Source organism: Aureimonas sp. Leaf454 (assembly GCF_001424685.1).
GTDB lineage: Bacteria > Pseudomonadota > Alphaproteobacteria > Rhizobiales > Rhizobiaceae > Plantimonas.
Window position 1 is genome coordinate 20,859 of sequence record NZ_LMQT01000021.1, and the last position, 16,804, is coordinate 37,662.

17 protein-coding genes are annotated in these 16,804 nt (G+C 68.9%); 3 read left to right on the forward strand and 14 right to left on the reverse strand.

The features are described from left to right. Positions 1 to 210: 210 nt before the first annotated feature. The 8 genes from ASG43_RS15415 to rph form a co-directional block, all read right to left on the reverse strand. Positions 211 to 1,743, reverse strand: coding sequence for a YifB family Mg chelatase-like AAA ATPase (locus ASG43_RS15415; RefSeq protein ID WP_056506874.1), 1,533 nt, complete (start codon positions 1,741 to 1,743; stop codon positions 211 to 213). A 167-nt stretch (positions 1,744 to 1,910) separates the two neighbouring features. Further along, positions 1,911 to 2,861, reverse strand: coding sequence for a glutathione synthase (gene gshB, locus ASG43_RS15420; RefSeq protein WP_056506875.1), 951 nt, complete (start codon positions 2,859 to 2,861; stop codon positions 1,911 to 1,913). A gap of 72 nt (positions 2,862 to 2,933) precedes the next feature. Then, positions 2,934 to 3,311 carry a YraN family protein gene (locus tag ASG43_RS15425; RefSeq protein ID WP_082490963.1) on the reverse strand — a complete coding sequence of 126 codons (378 nt, stop codon included), beginning with the start codon at positions 3,309 to 3,311 and terminating at the stop codon, positions 2,934 to 2,936. Continuing rightward, complete coding sequence (gene rsmI / locus ASG43_RS15430) at positions 3,305 to 4,222, reverse strand: 16S rRNA (cytidine(1402)-2'-O)-methyltransferase (protein ID WP_056506881.1); 918 nt, start codon at positions 4,220 to 4,222, stop codon at positions 3,305 to 3,307. Before rsmI ends, ASG43_RS15425 begins: the two co-directional genes overlap by 7 nt. Then, positions 4,219 to 4,563 carry a YnfA family protein gene (locus ASG43_RS15435; RefSeq protein ID WP_056506886.1) on the reverse strand — a complete coding sequence of 115 codons (345 nt, stop codon included), beginning with the start codon at positions 4,561 to 4,563 and terminating at the stop codon, positions 4,219 to 4,221. The genes rsmI and ASG43_RS15435 overlap by 4 nt, the downstream gene beginning before the upstream one ends. Further along, a complete protein-coding gene (gene hemW / locus ASG43_RS15440; protein WP_056506890.1) occupies positions 4,560 to 5,753 on the reverse strand; it encodes a radical SAM family heme chaperone HemW in 1,194 nt (397 codons plus the stop codon). Before hemW ends, ASG43_RS15435 begins: the two co-directional genes overlap by 4 nt. Before the next feature lie 4 nt (positions 5,754 to 5,757). Beyond that, positions 5,758 to 6,444: a non-canonical purine NTP pyrophosphatase gene (locus ASG43_RS15445; RefSeq protein WP_056506893.1), complete on the reverse strand. Its 687-nt coding sequence runs from the start codon at positions 6,442 to 6,444 to the stop codon at positions 5,758 to 5,760. A 13-nt stretch (positions 6,445 to 6,457) separates the two neighbouring features. Next, positions 6,458 to 7,177 carry a ribonuclease PH gene (gene rph / locus ASG43_RS15450; protein ID WP_056506896.1) on the reverse strand — a complete coding sequence of 240 codons (720 nt, stop codon included), beginning with the start codon at positions 7,175 to 7,177 and terminating at the stop codon, positions 6,458 to 6,460. A 263-nt stretch (positions 7,178 to 7,440) separates the two neighbouring features. On the opposite strand from rph, the gene hrcA reads away from it, so the two are divergent. Further along, positions 7,441 to 8,541 (forward strand): heat-inducible transcriptional repressor HrcA, encoded by a 1,101-nt coding sequence (gene hrcA / locus ASG43_RS15455; protein ID WP_056506899.1) that lies wholly within the window; start codon positions 7,441 to 7,443, stop codon positions 8,539 to 8,541. A 175-nt stretch (positions 8,542 to 8,716) separates the two neighbouring features. Continuing rightward, on the forward strand, positions 8,717 to 9,403 hold the full coding sequence (grpE, locus tag ASG43_RS15460) for a nucleotide exchange factor GrpE (protein ID WP_056506902.1): 687 nt from the start codon (positions 8,717 to 8,719) through the stop codon (positions 9,401 to 9,403). On the opposite strand, the gene ASG43_RS22280 is transcribed toward grpE, so the two are convergent. After that, a complete protein-coding gene (locus ASG43_RS22280) occupies positions 9,295 to 9,669 on the reverse strand; it encodes a type II toxin-antitoxin system prevent-host-death family antitoxin (protein WP_348271084.1) in 375 nt (124 codons plus the stop codon). The two genes, grpE and ASG43_RS22280, sit on opposite strands and share 109 nt — an antisense overlap. Before the next feature lie 16 nt (positions 9,670 to 9,685). Continuing rightward, complete coding sequence (gene folD, locus ASG43_RS15465; RefSeq protein ID WP_056506905.1) at positions 9,686 to 10,585, reverse strand: bifunctional methylenetetrahydrofolate dehydrogenase/methenyltetrahydrofolate cyclohydrolase FolD; 900 nt, start codon at positions 10,583 to 10,585, stop codon at positions 9,686 to 9,688. Positions 10,586 to 10,945: 360 nt separating this feature from the next. Here folD and ASG43_RS15470 point away from each other — a divergent pair, with 360 nt between their 5' ends. Then, positions 10,946 to 12,232 (forward strand): FAD-dependent oxidoreductase, encoded by a 1,287-nt coding sequence (locus ASG43_RS15470; protein ID WP_056506908.1) that lies wholly within the window; start codon positions 10,946 to 10,948, stop codon positions 12,230 to 12,232. Between the two features lie 44 nt (positions 12,233 to 12,276). On the opposite strand, the gene ASG43_RS15475 is transcribed toward ASG43_RS15470, so the two are convergent. The 4 genes from ASG43_RS15475 to cobO all read right to left on the reverse strand — a co-directional run bounded on the left by ASG43_RS15475 (position 12,277) and on the right by cobO (position 16,803). Next, complete coding sequence (locus tag ASG43_RS15475) at positions 12,277 to 14,514, reverse strand: xanthine dehydrogenase family protein molybdopterin-binding subunit (RefSeq protein WP_056506910.1); 2,238 nt, start codon at positions 14,512 to 14,514, stop codon at positions 12,277 to 12,279. Further along, on the reverse strand, positions 14,511 to 15,494 hold the full coding sequence (locus ASG43_RS15480; RefSeq protein ID WP_056506913.1) for a xanthine dehydrogenase family protein subunit M: 984 nt from the start codon (positions 15,492 to 15,494) through the stop codon (positions 14,511 to 14,513). Before ASG43_RS15480 ends, ASG43_RS15475 begins: the two co-directional genes overlap by 4 nt. Continuing rightward, complete coding sequence (locus ASG43_RS15485; RefSeq protein WP_082490964.1) at positions 15,491 to 16,045, reverse strand: 2Fe-2S iron-sulfur cluster-binding protein; 555 nt, start codon at positions 16,043 to 16,045, stop codon at positions 15,491 to 15,493. Before ASG43_RS15485 ends, ASG43_RS15480 begins: the two co-directional genes overlap by 4 nt. A 119-nt stretch (positions 16,046 to 16,164) precedes the next feature. Beyond that, complete coding sequence (gene cobO, locus ASG43_RS15490) at positions 16,165 to 16,803, reverse strand: cob(I)yrinic acid a,c-diamide adenosyltransferase (RefSeq protein WP_056506916.1); 639 nt, start codon at positions 16,801 to 16,803, stop codon at positions 16,165 to 16,167. Between the last annotated feature and the right edge of the window lies 1 nt (position 16,804).

Consider the following 16,804-nt stretch of genomic DNA (forward strand, 5'->3'; position numbering starts at 1 on the left):
GCGCGGCCCGTCCGTCATCGACCCTGCGTTTCCGGCAGATCCCCTCCGCGGCATCGTGCGTGATCGGTGATGCGTTCTGGCGGGTTCCTTCGACCCGATCCCCCTTCAATCCTTGCCTGCAGCCGTCTCGCCGCCGCGACCTTTTCGAATGGCTCGGCCCTCGACCGAACGTCCGCCGGCATCATGGCGTCCGGTATCGCGCACGATGCTCTAGGCTGCGCTCCTCAGCCGCTCGCCCGCGATGCGGTAGGAGATCGCCTCGGCGAGGTGGATGCGGCGCACCGTGTCGTCGCCGTCGAGATCGGCGAGCGTCCGGGCGACCTTGAGGATGCGATGATAGGCGCGCGCGGAAAACTTCATCTGCTCGGCCGCGTCCTTCAGAAGGCGGGCGCCCGCATCGTCGGGCGCTGCCGCCGTCTCGATGACCGAGGCGGGACAGGTGGCGTTGAGAACGGCCCCTTCGAGGCCGAGTCCCTCGTAGCGCTCGGCCTGGATCGCCCGTGCCCGCTCCACCCGCGCCTTGACCGTCCCCGACGTCTCTGCGGGGGCGGGTCGGATCATGTCGAAGGCGGTGACGGCTGGAACATCGACGCGCAGGTCGATCCGGTCCATCAGCGGGCCGGAAATGCGCGCCTGATAATCCGTCACGCAGCGTGGGCCCCGGGCGCAGGAATGACCGGGCTCGCCCGCCATCCCGCAGCGGCAGGGATTCATGGCCGCGACGAGCTGGAACCGCGCAGGATAGGTCACGCGGTGATTGGCCCGCGCGATGACGCTTTCGCCGTTTTCCAGGGGCTGGCGGAGGGAATCGAGGACGGCGGGCGTGAATTCGGGAAACTCGTCCAGGAAGAGCACGCCGCGATGGGCGAGCGAGACCTCGCCCGGCCGAGCCCGGAGACCGCCGCCCACCATCGCGGCCATCGAGGCCGAGTGATGCGGAGCGCGGAAAGGGCGTCGGTCCGACAGCTTACCGCCGGCGAGCTCCCCCGCGATGGACGCGATCATCGAGACTTCGAGCAATTCGCGCGCCGACAGCGCCGGCATGATGCCGGGCAGCCGCGCCGCAAGCATGGATTTTCCCGAACCGGGTGGGCCGACCATCAGGAGATTGTGCCCGCCCGCCGCCGCGAGCTCGAGCGCACGCTTGGCGATCGTCTGCCCCTTGATCTCGGAGAGGTCCGCAAGATCCTCGGGCGCGGCGCGAATGGCGGGCTCGGGCCGGGCCATCACCTGCGTGCCGCGGAAATGATTGGCGAGCTGGATCAGGCTGCGCGGTGCGAGAATCGGCATCTCGCCGCTGGCCCAGGCCGCTTCGGCGCCGCAGTCGGCCGGGCAGATCAGCCCCATTCCCTGCGCGTTCGCGCCCATGGCGGCGGGAAGGACGCCGGCGACGGAGGCGATCATGCCGTCGAGCGACAGTTCGCCGAGGACGACGAAGCCGGACAGAGCATCGCTCGGGATCGCGCCGAGCGCCGCCATCAGGCCGAGCGCGATCGGTAGATCGTAATGGGAACCTTCTTTGGGAAGATCCGCCGGGGCGAGGTTCACCGTCACCTTCTTGGGCGGCATGGACAGGCCGGAGGCGTGAAGCGCGGCCTGCACGCGCTCCCGGCTTTCCGCCACCGCCTTGTCCGCGAGCCCGACGATCTGGATGCCCATCTTGCCCGGCGCGATCATCACCTGAACGTCGACGGGAATGGCCTCGACGCCCTGGAAGGCGATCGTCTTCACGCGCGAGACCATCGCTGCGCTCCCGAGAGAGGGGCGGCCTTCGTGCAACCGATGCGCGATGCCGTTTCAACCCGAGGCTAACGCAACGTCAACGCCTCCGCAAGAACAGGAGGGGAACATTCTCCGTGCGGGAGCGGACGGTGCCGGCCGTTCCGCCGATGGTCGCCCGGACCCGTTCCTCAGCGCGAAGCCGACACCTTGTCCTCGATCCGATCCCAGAGGAGGCTTGCGATATCGGCGCCGCCGAAGCGCTTCACCTCGCGGATGCCGGTCGGCGAGGTCACGTTGATCTCGGTCAGGTAGTCGCCGATCACGTCGATCCCGACGAAGAGGAGCCCGCGCTCGCGAAGGGCGGGGCCGATGCGCTCGCAGATCTCGCGCTCGCGGGACGTCAGCTCGGTCGGCTCGGCCCGGCCGCCGACATGCATGTTGGACCGCGCATCCGTCTCGGACGGCACGCGGTTGATCGCGCCCGCGAATTCGCCGTCGACGAGGATGATGCGCTTGTCGCCCTGGCGCACGTCCTTGAGGTAGCGCTGCACGATGAAGGGCTCGCGGAAGAGAAGCGCGAAGGTCTCCATGAAGGAGGTGAGGTTGCGGTCCTCCTTCGTGATGTGGAAGACGCCGGCCCCGCCATTGCCGTAGAGCGGCTTCATGACGATCTCGCCGAACTCGGCCCGGAAGGCCGCGACCTCGAGCGGGTCCTTGGTGATCAGCGTTTCCGGCATGAGGTCCGGGAATTCGGTGACGAAGATCTTTTCCGGCGCGTTGCGCACCGAAGCCGGGTCGTTGACGACGAGCGTTCTCGGATGGACGCGCTCCAGGATGTGCGTCGAGGTGATGTAGGACATGTCGAAGGGCGGATCCTGGCGCAGAAGCACCACGTCGGTGTCCGCCAGATCGATCTTCGTCGGTTCGCCCAGCGTGAAGTGCCGCCCCTGTTCCTCGAACAGCTCCATCGTCTCGGCCCGTGCCGTCGCCCGTCCGTCGCGCAGCGACAGCCGGTCCGGCGTGTAGTGGAAGAGGCTGTGCCCCCGCCGCTGCGCCTCCAGGCAGAGCGCGAAGGTCGAGTCGCCCTTGATGGAGATCGAGGAGACGTGGTCCATCTGGACGGCGACGGAAAGGGCCATGGGGCACTCCTGCGGCAGGGATTGCGATGCGGAGGTAGCGGGGAAGGCCCGTTCTGTCCATGGACCTCGTCGTCAGCGCGCCCGCCAGGCGTCCTTCACGTGGGTCGGCCAGCGCCGGGGCAGGACGGCGACGATGTCGAAGCGCAGCGACAGGCGGGCGTGGTCGCGCCGGCGGGCGAGCCAGAGATCGGCGGCGTTCTCGATGCGGCGCTGGGCGGCGGGGGAGACGGCGTCCATCGCCGCCTCGAGGCTGGCGCGGGCCTTCACCTCGACGATGGCGACCGTGTCCCCGCGCCGGGCGATGATGTCGATCTCGCCGAGCTTCGTGCGGTGGCGGACGGCGAGAATGCGATAGCCCTTGAGGCGCAGCGCCCAGGCGGCGAGCCATTCGCCGCGATGGCCCTTGGCGAAGCGGTCGCGTCGCTCGGCGAGCCCGGCCCGGCTCACGATTCGCGTCCGGACGACCCGGTGACTTTAAGCGCGAGCGCCCGCACATAGAGATCCCGGCGGGAAAGGCCCGTCAGGCGCGCGGCTTCCTGCGCGGCCTTGGTGGGCTTCATCTCGGCGAGAAGGCCGAGGAGGATCGCGTCGGAATCGGCTTCGCTCGGCGGGGCTTCGGCGAGCGGCGGCCCGATGCAGACGACGATCTCGCCGCGCACGCGCTCCATCGCCTCGAAGGTTGCGGCAAGCTCGGGCAGCGTGCCGCGGTAGATCGTCTCGAAGGCCTTGGTGAGTTCCCGGCACACGGCGGCGGGACGCGACGGACCCAGCACGTCGGCCATGTCGAGAAGGCTCTCGCGGATCCGATGCGGAGCCTCGAAGAGGATGAGCGTGCCGGGAATGCGCGAAAGCTCCAGAAGACGCTCGCGCCGGGCGCCGGTCTTCTGCGACAGAAAGCCGGCGAAGAAGAAGGCGTTGGACGGCAGGCCCGAGGCGGTCAGCGCGGCGAGCGCGGCGGAGGGGCCGGGGATCGGCACGACGGGCAGACCGAGCCGGATCGCCTCCTCCGACAGGCGAAAGCCGGGATCGGAGACGAGCGGCGTTCCCGCATCGGACACGAGGGCGACGGACAGGCCCCCCTGGAGGTCGGCGAGGAGGCTCGCCCCGGCGTCCTCGCCGCTGTGCTCGTGATAGACGCTCATGCGGCGCTTGATGCCGTAGCGTTGGAGGAGCGTCGCCGTGACGCGCGTGTCCTCGCAGGCGAGGCGATCGGCGCCCGCGATGATCTCGAGCGCGCGCAGCGTGATGTCGCCGAGGTTTCCGATGGGCGTCGCGACGAGATAGAGGCCGGGCTCGGGCCGGGGTGCGGGGAAAGGCGTCGCGCGGATGGAGAAGCCGGCGCGCGTCTCGTCCTCGGTCATGCGCCGGCTCGCGGCGCGAAGAGGATGATGCCGGCCCCGATCAGGCAGACCGCCGCGCCGAGGACGTCGAAGCGGTCCGGTCGCTCTCCTTCGACGACCTGGAGCCAGAGGAGCGAGGCGAGGATGTAGACCCCGCCATAGGCCGCATAGGCGCGGCCGGCATGTTCACTTGGGGCGAGCGTCAGGAGATAGGCGAAGAGCGCGAGCGCGAGGAGCCCCGGTGCGAGCCAGAGCGGCGAGCGCCCCAGGCGAAGGACGGCGAAGGCCGCGAAGCAGCCGCCGATCTCGGCCAGCGCCGCCAGGCCATAGACGAGGAGCGTCGGGGTCACCGGTCCGGTCATGCGAGATCGGCGACGACGGCGTCGAGAACGAGCATCCCGGCCGGCGTCGCGCGGATCCGGTCCGGTCCGAGCCGTTCCACCATGCCGTGGGCGCGAAGATCCGCCTCGACCTCGGTGTCGATGTCGCGCCCGGCGAGGCGTCGCCAGCGCTTGAGGTCGATGCCCTCGGCGAGGCGAAGTCCCATCAGGAGCAGCTCGTCGGCTTCCTCGGCCGGCGTCAGCGCGTCGTCGGTGACGATGCCGCTGTCCCAGTCCTCGACCATCTTCAGCCAGGTCTCGGGATGGCGCTCGGTCGCGACCGCATGGCGACCGCCCGGTCCCATCAGCCGTCCATGTGCGCCGGGACCGACGCCGGCATAGAGGCCGTAGCGCCAGTAGGTGAGGTTGTGGCGGGATTCCGCCCCGGGCACGGCGTGGTTGGAAATCTCGTAGGCCGGCATGCCGTGCGCCTCGGTCAGGCGCTGCGTCGCCTCGTAGAGGTCGGCGGAGAGCTCGCCGTCCGGCACCTTCAGCTTGCCCGCCTTGTGCAGGGCGTAGAAGGGCGTGCCCTCCTCGATGGTCAGCTGGTAGAGCGAGAGATGGTCGGCGGCGAGATCGATCGCTTCGGTCAGCTCCGCTTCCCAGGCCTCGACGGTCTGGCCGGACCTTGCATAGATGAGGTCGAAGGACAGGCGCGGGAAGATCGCGCGGGCGAGACCGATCGCCTCGCGGGCCTGGTCGACATCGTGCAGCCGGCCGAGCGCCCGGAGGTCCGCGTCGTTCAGCGCCTGGACGCCGAGCGAGACGCGGTTGACGCCCGCCGCGCGGTAGCCCCGAAAGCGCGAGGCTTCCACGCTCGAGGGATTGGCCTCCAGCGTGATTTCGGCATCGGGCGCGATGTCCCAGGCCTTCGCGATGGAGTCCAGCACGGCGCCGACCGTCTCGGGCTTCATCAGCGACGGCGTGCCGCCGCCGAGGAAGACCGAGGTCACCCGCTCGCCGGCCGAGCGCTTCGCCATCTCCGCGATCTCGCGGGCGAAGGCGGACGCATAGCGCTCCTGGTCCACCGGCTGGTGGCGGACATGGCTGTTGAAGTCGCAATAGGGGCATTTGGCCGCGCAGAACGGCCAATGCACGTAGACCGCGAAGCCCGGATCGCGCGGCACGGGCGGGAATCGGCTGACCGTGGCCGAGGGGCGGCCGAATTCCATCACGTCAGGTCCGCTCCACCGCGTTCGAGGTCTCGGACGGTCGCACGCCCTCGGGAAAGGCGTCCGCGACGAGGCGCTGCACGGAGCGCGCGCGGTGCGACAGCGGACCCGGCGCATGCCAGATCGAGCCGTGCTTCTCCTCGGCCGTCATCTCGCCGAAGGTCCGCGTCTCGCCGTCCGGCATGAAGACGGGATCGTAGCCGTAGGCGATGGGCCCGCGTCGGCCGGGCCAGACGAGCGTGCCGGCGCGCTCGCCGAGATATTCCTGCGTGTGTCCGTCCGGCCAGGCGAGGCAGAGAAGGGAGACGAAGGTCGCGCGGCGTTGCGCGGGCTCGCGCGCCCCGACCGCCTGCAGCTTCTCCTCGACCGTGCGCATGGCGAGATCCCAGTCGCGGTTCGGGCCGGACCAGTCGGCCGTGTAGACGCCGGGTGCGCCGTCCAGCGCGTCGACGCAGAGGCCGGAATCGTCCGACAGCGCGACCTCGCCCGACGCGGTCGCAGCCGCGAGCGCCTTGATCCGCGCGTTCTCGACGAAGGTCGTGCCGTTCTCGACCGGCTCCGGCAGGCCGAGAGAGCCGGCCGTCACGAGTTCGATCGCCAGTCCGCCGAGCAGGAAATGCAGCTCGCGGATCTTGCCTTGGTTGTGGCTGGCGACGAGAAGCCGCTGTCCGTCGATCCGTCGTGCCGTCATCCCGCGAGACTCCTTACCGTCCGAGCGCTTCGGCCTGGAGCGCGACGAGGCGCTGGATGCCGCCCTTGGCCAGCGTCATCAGGCTCTGCAACTCGGCCTCCGAGAAGGGCTCCTTCTCCGCCGTGCCCTGGATCTCCACGATGCCGCCGCGTCCTGTCATGACGAAGTTCGCGTCCGTGTCGGCGGCGGAATCCTCGAGATAATCGAGGTCGAGCACCGGCTCGCCCTTGTAGATGCCGCAGGAAATGGCGGCGACATGGTCCTTCAGGACCTTGGACCGAACGACCATGCCGCGCGTCTCCATCCAGGCGAGGCAGTCGGAGAGGGCGACGAACGCACCGGTGATGGCGGCCGTGCGCGTGCCGCCGTCGGCCTGGATCACGTCGCAGTCGATCGAGATCTGACGCTCGCCGAGAGCGCCGAGATCGACGATGGTGCGCAAGCTGCGGCCGATCAGGCGCTGGATCTCCTGGGTGCGGCCGGACTGCTTGCCCGTCGCGGCCTCGCGGCGCATGCGCTCGCCGGTGGCGCGCGGAAGCATGCCGTATTCGGCGGTGACCCAGCCCTTGCCGGAGTTCTTGAGGAAGGGCGGCACGCGCTCTTCGAGGCTCGCCGTGCAGAGCACATGCGTGTCGCCGAACTTGACGAGGCAGGAGCCTTCCGCATGGCGGGAGAAGCCGCGTTCGAGCGAGACCGCCCGGAGTTCGTCGCTGGCGCGCTGGGATGGCCGCATGGGATGCTCGTTTCCGTCTTTGCTGGTCGTCGGTCGGACTGATCGTCGGTCGGATCGGGCCGCAGCGCGAAGGAGACGCGCTGCTCGGCCGTGAGCGCGCCTTTAACCATGAGCCCGGCAGCGGCGCAAAGCAATTCCGGACAGGGCCCGCCGGATCGCATGCGCCAGGCGCCGGCCCGGGAACGGCCGGCCGCGCTGCCTTGCCGCTTGGCGTGGCGTGCGCCGATCCCTATAGTCGCCCTCATGCAGGATCGGCCCCGACGATGAACGATTTCAGGCTGCCCGTTGCGGATCTGCCGATGCCGCTGGACGACCGGTCCCGCGACATCTTCCGCCTGCTCGTCGAAACCTATCTCGACATCGGCGAGCCCGTCGGCTCGCGCGCCCTGTCGCGCCTCCTCTCGACCTCGCTCTCGCCCGCCTCCGTGCGCAACGTGATGAGCGATCTCGAAGCCCTCGGCCTCATTTACTCGCCCCATGTCAGCGCCGGCCGCATGCCGACGGAGCTCGGCCTGCGCTTCTTCGTGGATGCCTTCCTGGAGGTCGGGGATCTCCCGCAGAGCGAGCGCGACAACATCGAGGAGAAGGTCCGCGCGACCGGCGACCGCCGCTCCTTCGCCTCGCTTCTGACCGAGGCGAGCCAGCTTCTCTCCGGGCTGTCGCGCGGCGCCGGCCTCGTTCTCACGCAGAAGGCCGATCTTCGCCTGAAGCACATCGAGTTCATCCGCCTGGAAGCCACCAAGGCGCTGGCCGTGCTGGTCGGCGAGAGCGGCGAGGTGGAAAACCGCATCGTCGACCTGCCGGCGGGCGTCACGGCCTCCCAACTCGTCGAGGCGTCGAACTTCCTCAACGCCCATGTCGTCGGCCGCACCATCGCGGAGGCGCGCGCTCGCGTCGCGGCCCTGAAGGCGGAGACGTCGAATGCGCTCGATCTCCTCGGGCAGGCGCTCGTGGAAAAGGGTCTCGCGGTCTGGTCCGGCGCCTCCGCCGAGCAGCCGGCCCGCCTCATCGTGCGCGGACGCGCCAATCTCCTCGAGAACGTCACCGCCGCCGAGGATCTGGAACGCCTGCGCCTGCTCTTCGACGACCTGGAGACCAAGAGCTCCATCATCGAGCTTCTGGACCTCGCGGAGACCGGCAACGGCGTGCGCATCTTCATCGGCTCGGAGAACAAGCTCTTCTCGCTCTCCGGTTCCTCGCTCGTCATCGCGCCCTACAATGACGGGGAGGAGCGGGTGATCGGGGCGGTCGGCGTGATCGGCCCGACGCGGCTGAACTATCGACGGATCGTGCCGATGGTCGACTACACGGCCCGCCTCGTCTCGCGACTTCTGGCGCAAGGGGCGGCCGCCCGACGTTCCTGACCGCGCGGCCGTGCGGGCGATCGCGTCGCGGACAGCCTTCGGACGGCCTTGATTTTCGCGCGCGCCCATTCGATATGCGGCGACGAGACACGCCACCACCACCGGCTTCGACGGCACGCGCCCGCCTCCCCGGCATCCTGGCGACGGCCCCGGCCGGGACATTCGCGGGGACGACATGACGAGCGATACCGAGAACCGCACGAAGGACGAGATCGAGACCGAAGCCGCGACCGAGGCGGCCGCGCGGCCCGAGGCGTCGGCCGATCGCCCCGCCAGCCCGTTCGAGCGCGGCGGCTATTCCGACGACGATGCCGAGGCCTTCATCCAGAGCGTCGCCGCCGACCGGATCGCGGGCCTCGAAGCCGAGAACGCCGAGTTGAAGGATCGCATGCTGCGGCTGGCCGCGGACATGGAGAACCTGCGCCGCCGCACCGAACGCGAACTGAAGGATGCGCGCGTCTACGGCGTCACGGGCTTCGCCCGCGAGATGCTCGCCGTGATGGACAATCTGCGCCGCGCCATCGAGGCGGTGCCCGCCGACGCCCGCGAGGCCGGCGCCGACACCGGCCTGACCACGCTGATCGACGGCGTGGAACTCACCGAACGGGCGATGCTCGCGACGCTGGAGAAGTTCGGCGTCAAGAAGCTCGAGCCGGAAGGCCAGCGCTTCGATCCGAACTTCCATCAGGCCATGTTCGAGATCCCGAACGCCGATGTCGCCAACAACACCGTGCTCCAGGTCGTCCAGGACGGCTATGCCATCGGCGACCGCGTTCTGCGCCCGGCCCTTGTCGGCGTCTCCAAGGGCGGGCCGAAGATGGCGGCGGAAGCCAAGCCGGCCGCCGAGGGCGACGCGGCCTGAAAAGCCCTTCGTTCGCCGAACGGCAGCCGGGCCTTATCGGCGAAGCTCGGATTATCCTGAGGGAAGAGTTTGCGCCCTTCTTCGACAGGAACGATCATAGCAGCGGCACGACCGTGCTTGGTGACGATCGTAGGTTCTCCGCGTTCCGCCGCTTCGACCAAAGCCGAAAATCCTGTCTTGGCCTCCCGCAACTGCAGCTTTTTCGCGGTTCCAAACCCATTGTGACCACCTGTGGTCCCAATGGGATGAAGCCTGCAGCGTCGCAAGAACGCGGCCGACGTTTCAGAACGTCGGCACCGCGCGTCCCATCGTCCGGCAGGCCGAGACGACCGTGTTCGCCATGAGGAGCGCGATCGTCATGGGGCCGACGCCGCCCGGCACCGGCGTGATGGCGCCGGCGTGCTCGGCGGCTTCGGCATAGGCGACGTCGCCGACGAGGCGGGACTGGCCCGGCCCGCGCTCCGGCGCGTCGATCCGGTTGATGCCGACGTCGATCACCACGGCGCCCGGCTTCACCCAGTCGCCCCGCACCATTTCCGACCGACCGACGGCGGCGACGAGAATGTCGGCGGTGCGGCAGAGGGCGGGAAGATCGGACGTGCGCGAATGGGCGATGGTGACCGTGGCGTTCGCGGCCAGCAGCAGCTGCGCCATGGGTTTGCCCACGATGTTGGAGCGCCCGAGCACGACCGCCGTCTTGCCGGAGAGATCGTCGCCGAGCACCTCGCGGATGAGGATCATCGAGCCCGCGGGCGTGCAGGGCACGAAGGCGGCGGCGATGTCGCCGGAGCCGAGCCGGCCGACATTGAGGAGATGGAACCCGTCGACATCCTTCTCCACGGCGATCGACTGCACGATGCGCGTGGAATCGATCGACGCCGGCAGGGGCAGCTGGACGAGAATGCCGTGGATCGCGGGATCGGCGTTGAGGTCGCGCACGAGGTCCAGGACCTCGTCCTCCCCCGCGGTCTCGGGCAGGACATGCTTCACCGACCTGAACCCGCAATCCTCGGCCATTCTCGCCTTGGAGGCGACATAGACCTGGCTCGCTGGATCCTCTCCGACGATGACGACGGCAAGCCCCGGGCGTGTTCCGGTCTCGGCGAGAAGCTGGGCGCTCTCGGCCTTCACGCGCTCGATGATCGTCGCCGCCGCCGCCTTGCCGTCGATCCGTCGAACCATGAAGCGTCTCTCGCGAAAGAAGGGGCGGCCGCGGCCCCGAGGATCCGAACGATCGGTCCGGCCGAACGGCGAGGACCGGCAGATCCGCCGTCAGCGACCGATCGCAGCGCGTTCTATAGCAGAACCCGTCGCGCTGCGAAGACGCGGCCTTCGACCTTCGACCTTCGACCTTCGACCTTCGCCGTCGCCGCGGCACGCCGATGCGAGACTTCGACCCTCCGCCTCGGCCAGGAGTAGAACGCCGACCCGCCGTCGAGGCGCGGCGAATCATCATCCGGGTCCGCATCCGTCGGAAGGTGGCGGCGAACTTTCCGGGAGCGCGCCAGTTGTCGGGGAGACATCGGACTGCAAGGAGCGGGCATGACGCAGGCACATCGCATCGTCGTTCTCGGCGGGGGATCGGGCGGCCTCGAACTGGCATCGGCGCTCGCCGGTCGGGCCGGTCGGGCCGGTCTCGCCGTCACGCTCGTCGATCGCGTCGGTTCCCATCTCTGGAAGCCGCGTCTCCACGAGTTCGCGGCCGGCACGGTGACGTCCACCCTGTCGGAGATCAGTTTCTACATGCTGGCGGACATGCGCGGCTTCCGCTTCGAACAGGGCTGCGTGGAGGCGATCGACCGCAGCCGGCGCACGGTTCGCCTCGCGTCGATCACCGGCGCCGACGGCGAAAGCCTCGCCGACGCGCGCGATGTCGCCTACGACACGTGCGTCGTCGCGCTCGGCGGGCAGACGGCGGATTTCGGGACGCCGGGGGTCGCGGGCAATGCCATCCGCCTCGACGCGAAGGCGGATGCCGATGCGTTTCGCGAGCGCTTCGTGTCGCTGATGATCCATGCGCGCGAGACCGGCCGGGCGGCGAAGATCGTGATCGTGGGGTCGGGTGCGACCGGCACCGAGCTTGCCGCTCACCTGAGGGTCGCCGAACGCGCCTTCTTCGACCGGGCGGGAGAGCCGCCGGACCGGTTGCTCGAGATCACCATCCTGGAGGCCGCGGCCGAGATCATGCCGGGGTCGGACGAGGCGCTGCGGGAGGGCATCCTGGAGCGGCTTTCGGCGCTCGACGTCGCGGTCGTCACGGGTGCGAAGATTTCGAGCGTGGAACGGGGCGAGGTGCGCAGCGCGGCGGGTCATTGGCCGGCGGACATCACGGTCTGGGCCGCGGGATCGTCCGGGCTGCCCGTGCTGGCGCGCCTCGCCGATTTCAACCTGGACGCCAAGGGACGCATCCGCGTCGACGAGCATCTGCGGACCGACATCGACGAGCGCATCTTCGCGCTCGGCGATGCCGCGAGCCTGACCCTGCCGGGCGAAGAGCGGCCACTGCCGCCGACCGCGCAGGTCGCGAGCCAGGAGGCGGCCTACCTGGCGGGCGTCCTGCCCGAGACGATCGAGGGCCGGGTCGTTCTGCCGTTCCGCTTCAAGGACAAGGGCAAGCTCGTCTCGCTCGGGCGCGCGGGAACGGTCGGCCTTCTCGGCCTGGGGCGCCGGAACGACGTTTTCATCGACGGCCAGTTCGCGACCGCCGCCTACAACGCCCTCCAGCGCCAGCATCAATGGGCGGTGCTCGGCCCGCTTCGCGGCTCCCTCGCCATCTTCGCCGACATGGTGTCGCCGGCCCGGGGGCCGGCGCTGAAGCTGCACGGATAGACGGGCGGGGCCGCGAGGCGCCCGCCCGGTCGCGGGGAAAACCCTCAGGCGGCCTTCGAGGTCTTCGCCCAGCCGGCGAGCACCTTGTCCAGCGTCATCGGATAGTCGCGCACGCGCACGCCCGTCGCATTGTAGACGGCGTTGGTGACGGCCGCGCCGACGCCGGAAATGGCGAGCTCGCCGATGCCCTTGCCCGCCAGGAGCCCCGCAGCCGTGTCGCGCTCCGGCAGGAGCACCACCTCGAGCTGCGGCACGTCGGCGTTCACCGGCACGTGGTATTCCGCGAGATCGTGGTTGACCATGAGACCCGTGCGCGGGTCGATCACCAGCTCCTCGGTCAGCGCGCTGCCGATGCCGAAGATCTGCCCGCCATAGCATTGCGAGGTGGCGGTCTTCTCGTTGAGGATGCGCCCGGCGGCGGCCACCGTCATCAGCCGGCGGATGCGCGTCTCGCCCGTCACCGCATTCACCGCGACCTCGCAGAAATGCGCCCCGTAGCTCGCCTGGTGCGTTTCCTTGAAGGCCTTGCCCGGCTTGTAGGTGCCCGTGACCTCGATCGATTCGCCGGCGAGAACCTCCGCGATGGGCGTGCGCTTGTTGCCGGCCGTCGCCATTCCATCCTTGAGGGTGAGGTGCTCGACCGAGACGTCAAGCCTCTGGGCGATGGCCTCCGCGATGCCCTCGCAGGCCGCGTAGACCGAGGAGCCCGAGGAGTTCGCGCCCCAGGAGCCGCCCGAGCCGGACGCCTGGGGGGACTTGGAATCGCCGAGCTTCACGTCGACATGATCCAGCGGCAGGCCGAGCATCTCCGCCGCGATCTGCTGGAGGATCGTGTAGGTGCCGGTGCCGATGTCGGTCATGTCGGTCTCGACCAGCGCATGGCCGTCCGCTCCAAGCGTCACCTTGGCCGCGGATTGCTGCACGAGGTTCTTGCGCGAGGCCGCCGACATGCCGTAGCCGATCAGCCATTCGCCCTCGCGGCGCGACATCGGCGTCGCCGGCCGGCGGTCCCAGCCGAAACGCTGGGCTCCCTCGTCCATGCACTCGACCAGCATGCGCGAGGAGAAAGGCAGCCCCTCCTGCGGGTCGACCTCCGGCTCGTTCCGCTTGCGGAATTCGATCGGATCGAGCCCGAGCTTTTCCGCCATCTCGTCCATCGCGTTCTCGGTCGCCAGCATGCCGACGGCCTCGCCGGGCGCCCGCATGGAGGAGGACAGGAGAATGTTGACGTCGGCCTTGCGGTGGGTGATCTGACGGTTCTCGCCAGCGTAGAGGAACTCGGTCGAGATGCCGGCCGGCTCGAAGAAGTCGTCGCCGCGCGTGTTGCCGGTGATGATGTCGTGAGCGATCGCCGTGATGCGCCCGTCCTTGCCGGCGCCGATGCGCACGCGCTGGATCGTGTCGGAGCGACGCGAGGTGCCCTGGTAGACCTGCTGGCGCGTCAGCGCGACCTTGACCGGACGACCGATCGCCTTCGCCGCCATCGCCGCAAAGACCGATTCCGGACCGATCCCGAGCTTCCCGCCGAACCCGCCGCCGATATAGGGGTTCACGAGACGCACCTTCGAGGCGGAAATGCCGAGCGCCTTGGCCAGCTGCGGCACGTTGGTCGAGACCAGCTGGTAGCAGCCGTAGAGCGTCAGCTCGTCCTCGTCCCAGACCGCGACCGCGGCATGGGGTTCCATCGCCGAATGGCTCTGGCTCGGCGTCGTGTAGGTCGCGTCGAGCGTCACCTCCGCCGTTCCGAAGGCCTTGTCGAAGGCGCCCTTCTTCACAGTCGAGGGCATCGTGCCGTCGCCGGGATCGTAGGCCTTCTCTTTCTCCTCCTGGAGATCGTATTTGCCCTCGGCTGGCTCGACCTCGATCTCCACCAGGGCGGCGGCCTCGCGTGCGATCTCGAAGCTCGTCGCGACGACCATGCAGAGGGGCTGGCCGAAATGGGTCACGGCGCCCTTGATGGACGCGGGCTTGTTGTCGTTCGGATCGGCCGAGGCGCGCGGCGCCGTGTCGTCGACGACGACGTGAAGAACGCCGGCAAGGCTCATCGCCTTCATCGTGTCGATGCGCTTGATGGTGCCCGAGCCCACGCCCGAGGTCACGAGATAGCCATAGGCGACGTCGCGGCCCCGGAGGTTCTCATAGGCATAGGTCGCACGGCCCGAAACCTTCAGCGGTCCCTCGTAACGGTCGACACCCTTGCCGAGCACCGCGAGCGAGCCCCGGTCGAGCCGGGTCTCGCCGAGCCGCTCGTTGTTCTGCATCGTCTTGGTGGTGGCGCTCATGCGGGATCTCCGACAGCTTCTGACAGGACGGCCGGCAGCGTCCGGCGCACCAGCTCGATCTTGAAATCGTTCTCGCCCTGACCGATCGCTCCGACGAGGAGACGATCCGCGGCCTTCTCGAAGAGGGACCGCGAGGGAGCCTGGCCCTCCAGCAGGGCCTCGACGCTTTCGTCGCGCCAGGGCATGTGGGCCAGTCCGCCGAAGGCGAGGCGAACCTTCGTCATCACGGCGTTCTCGACCGTCACGGCCGCGGCGACCGAGATCAGCGCGAAGGCGTAGGAGGCGCGGTCACGGACCTTGCGATAGACCTGCCGCCCGCCGAGCGGGGCGGGAAGGACGACGGCGGTGATCAGTTCGCCCGGCTGCAGGTTGGTCTCGATGTGGGGCGTCGTGCCGGGCAGGCGGTAGAAGGCGTCGAGCGGCAGGAGACGCGTCTCGCCGGACGCCGTCAGCGTCTCGACCTTGGCATCCAGCGCTCGCATGGCGACCGCCATGTCGGAGGGATGCGTGGCGATGCAGTGCTCGCTCGCGCCCAGGATCGCATGAATGCGGTTGAACCCGCCGATCGCGTCGCAGCCCGATCCCGGCTCGCGCTTGTTGCAGGCCGCGTTGGTCTCGTAGAAATAGCTGCAGCGCGTGCGCTGGAGAAGATTGCCGCCCGTCGTCGCCTTGTTGCGCAGCTGGCCGGACGCGCCGGCGAGAAGCGCGCGCGACAGGACAGGATAGTCTCTGCGGATCCGCTCGTCGGCGGCGAGATCGGCGTTCGGAACGAGCGCGCCGATCCTCAGACCCTCGCCCTCGGCCGCGATGTCGCGAAGCGGCAGATGGGTGATGTCGACGAGCTTCGTCGGCGTCTCGATCTGCAGCTTCATGAGATCGAGAAGATTCGTGCCGCCCGCGATGAAGCGTGCGGAGGCCGAAGAAGCGGCGGCGGCGGCGGCCCCGGTGTCGGTCGCCCGGACGTAGTCGAAGGGCCTCATGCCGCGGTCCTCCGTTGCTGGCTGCCGGCGTCCCTGCCGGCGTCCGCGCCCGGTCCGGCGGTGCCGACCTCTCGGATGGCGTCGACGATGTTGGGATAGGCCGAGCAGCGGCAGATGTTGCCGCTCATGCGCTCCGAGATCTCCTCGTTCGACAGGGATGCGCCGGCACCGAGGTCCTCGGTCACGTGGCTCGGCCAGCCCTTCTCGACCTCGCCGAGCATGCCGACGGCCGAGACGATCTGGCCGGGCGTGCAATAGCCGCACTGGTAGCCGTCGTGCTTCAGGAAGCTTTCCTGCATCGGATGCAGATCGCCGGGGGCGCCGAGCCCTTCCACGGTCGTGATCTCGTCGCCGTCGTGCATGACGGCGAGAGACAGGCAGGAATTGATGCGGCGGCCGTTCACCAGGACGGTGCAGGCGCCGCACTGGCCGTGATCGCAGCCCTTCTTGGTGCCGGTGAGCGCGAGGTGCTCGCGCAGCGCGTCGAGCAGTGAGGTGCGGACGTCGAGGTCCACCTCATACTCCGTTCCATTGACGCGGAGATGGGTCAAGTCAGGCTCCTTGGGATCGTTCTAAGTCGACAGAACGAATCAAGGCGCTGAAATGTTCATCGCCATCGTGCGATGCATCCTGTCGCAGCCGGGAAGGCCCGGCCGTTCGGGAGCGATGATCAGAATTCGATGCCGCGCTGCGCTTTCACGCCGGAGCGGAAGGGATGCTTGATCGCCTCCATCTCGGTCACGAGATCGGCGAATTCGATCAGGTCTTCCTTGGCGTTCCGCCCCGTGATGACGACATGCTTCATCGCCGGCTTCTCGGCCAGGACCGCGAGCACCTCGGCGAGGTCGAGATAGTCGTAGCGAAGGACGATGTTCAATTCGTCGAGCAGCACGAGCTGGTGCTCCTCGTCCATGATCAGCTCCACCGCGCGCGCCCAGGCGGCCTTCGCCGCCTCGATGTCGCGGCGGCGGTCCTGCGTCTCCCAGGTGAAGCCGTCGCCCATGGCGGTGATCGTCACCTCGCCGGGAAAGCGCTCCAGCGCCTGGCGCTCGCCGGTCTCCCATTTGCCCTTCACGAACTGGACGATGCCGACCTTCATGCCGTTGCCGAGCGCGCGGAAGACGAGGCCGAAGGCGGCGGTGGACTTGCCCTTGCCCTTGCCGGTGTGAACGATGACAAGGCCCTTTTCCTCGGTCTTGGTGGCGAGGATCTTGTCGCGCGCGGCCTTCTTCTTCTTCATCTTCTCCGCATGGCGCGCGTCGAGCTCGTCCTCGGTGAGGTTGGCGATGGCGGGGGAGATCTCGGCCATG

Coding starts and splice junctions, on each gene's coding strand:
- grpE (WP_056506902.1), top strand. CDS start 8,717: ATGACGAGCGATACCGAGAACCGCACGAAGGACGAGATCGAGACCGAA.
- hrcA (WP_056506899.1), top strand. CDS start 7,441: ATGAACGATTTCAGGCTGCCCGTTGCGGATCTGCCGATGCCGCTGGAC.
- ASG43_RS15480 (WP_056506913.1), bottom strand. CDS start 15,494: ATGAGGCCCTTCGACTACGTCCGGGCGACCGACACCGGGGCCGCCGCC.
- ASG43_RS15415 (WP_056506874.1), bottom strand. CDS start 1,743: ATGGTCTCGCGCGTGAAGACGATCGCCTTCCAGGGCGTCGAGGCCATT.
- ASG43_RS15445 (WP_056506893.1), bottom strand. CDS start 6,444: ATGACGGCACGACGGATCGACGGACAGCGGCTTCTCGTCGCCAGCCAC.
- rsmI (WP_056506881.1), bottom strand. CDS start 4,222: ATGACCGAGGACGAGACGCGCGCCGGCTTCTCCATCCGCGCGACGCCT.
- folD (WP_056506905.1), bottom strand. CDS start 10,585: ATGGTTCGACGGATCGACGGCAAGGCGGCGGCGGCGACGATCATCGAG.
- ASG43_RS15435 (WP_056506886.1), bottom strand. CDS start 4,563: ATGACCGGACCGGTGACCCCGACGCTCCTCGTCTATGGCCTGGCGGCG.
- hemW (WP_056506890.1), bottom strand. CDS start 5,753: ATGGAATTCGGCCGCCCCTCGGCCACGGTCAGCCGATTCCCGCCCGTG.
- ASG43_RS15470 (WP_056506908.1), top strand. CDS start 10,946: ATGACGCAGGCACATCGCATCGTCGTTCTCGGCGGGGGATCGGGCGGC.
- gshB (WP_056506875.1), bottom strand. CDS start 2,861: ATGGCCCTTTCCGTCGCCGTCCAGATGGACCACGTCTCCTCGATCTCC.
- ASG43_RS15475 (WP_056506910.1), bottom strand. CDS start 14,514: ATGAGCGCCACCACCAAGACGATGCAGAACAACGAGCGGCTCGGCGAG.
- cobO (WP_056506916.1), bottom strand. CDS start 16,803: ATGGCCGAGATCTCCCCCGCCATCGCCAACCTCACCGAGGACGAGCTC.
- rph (WP_056506896.1), bottom strand. CDS start 7,177: ATGCGGCCATCCCAGCGCGCCAGCGACGAACTCCGGGCGGTCTCGCTC.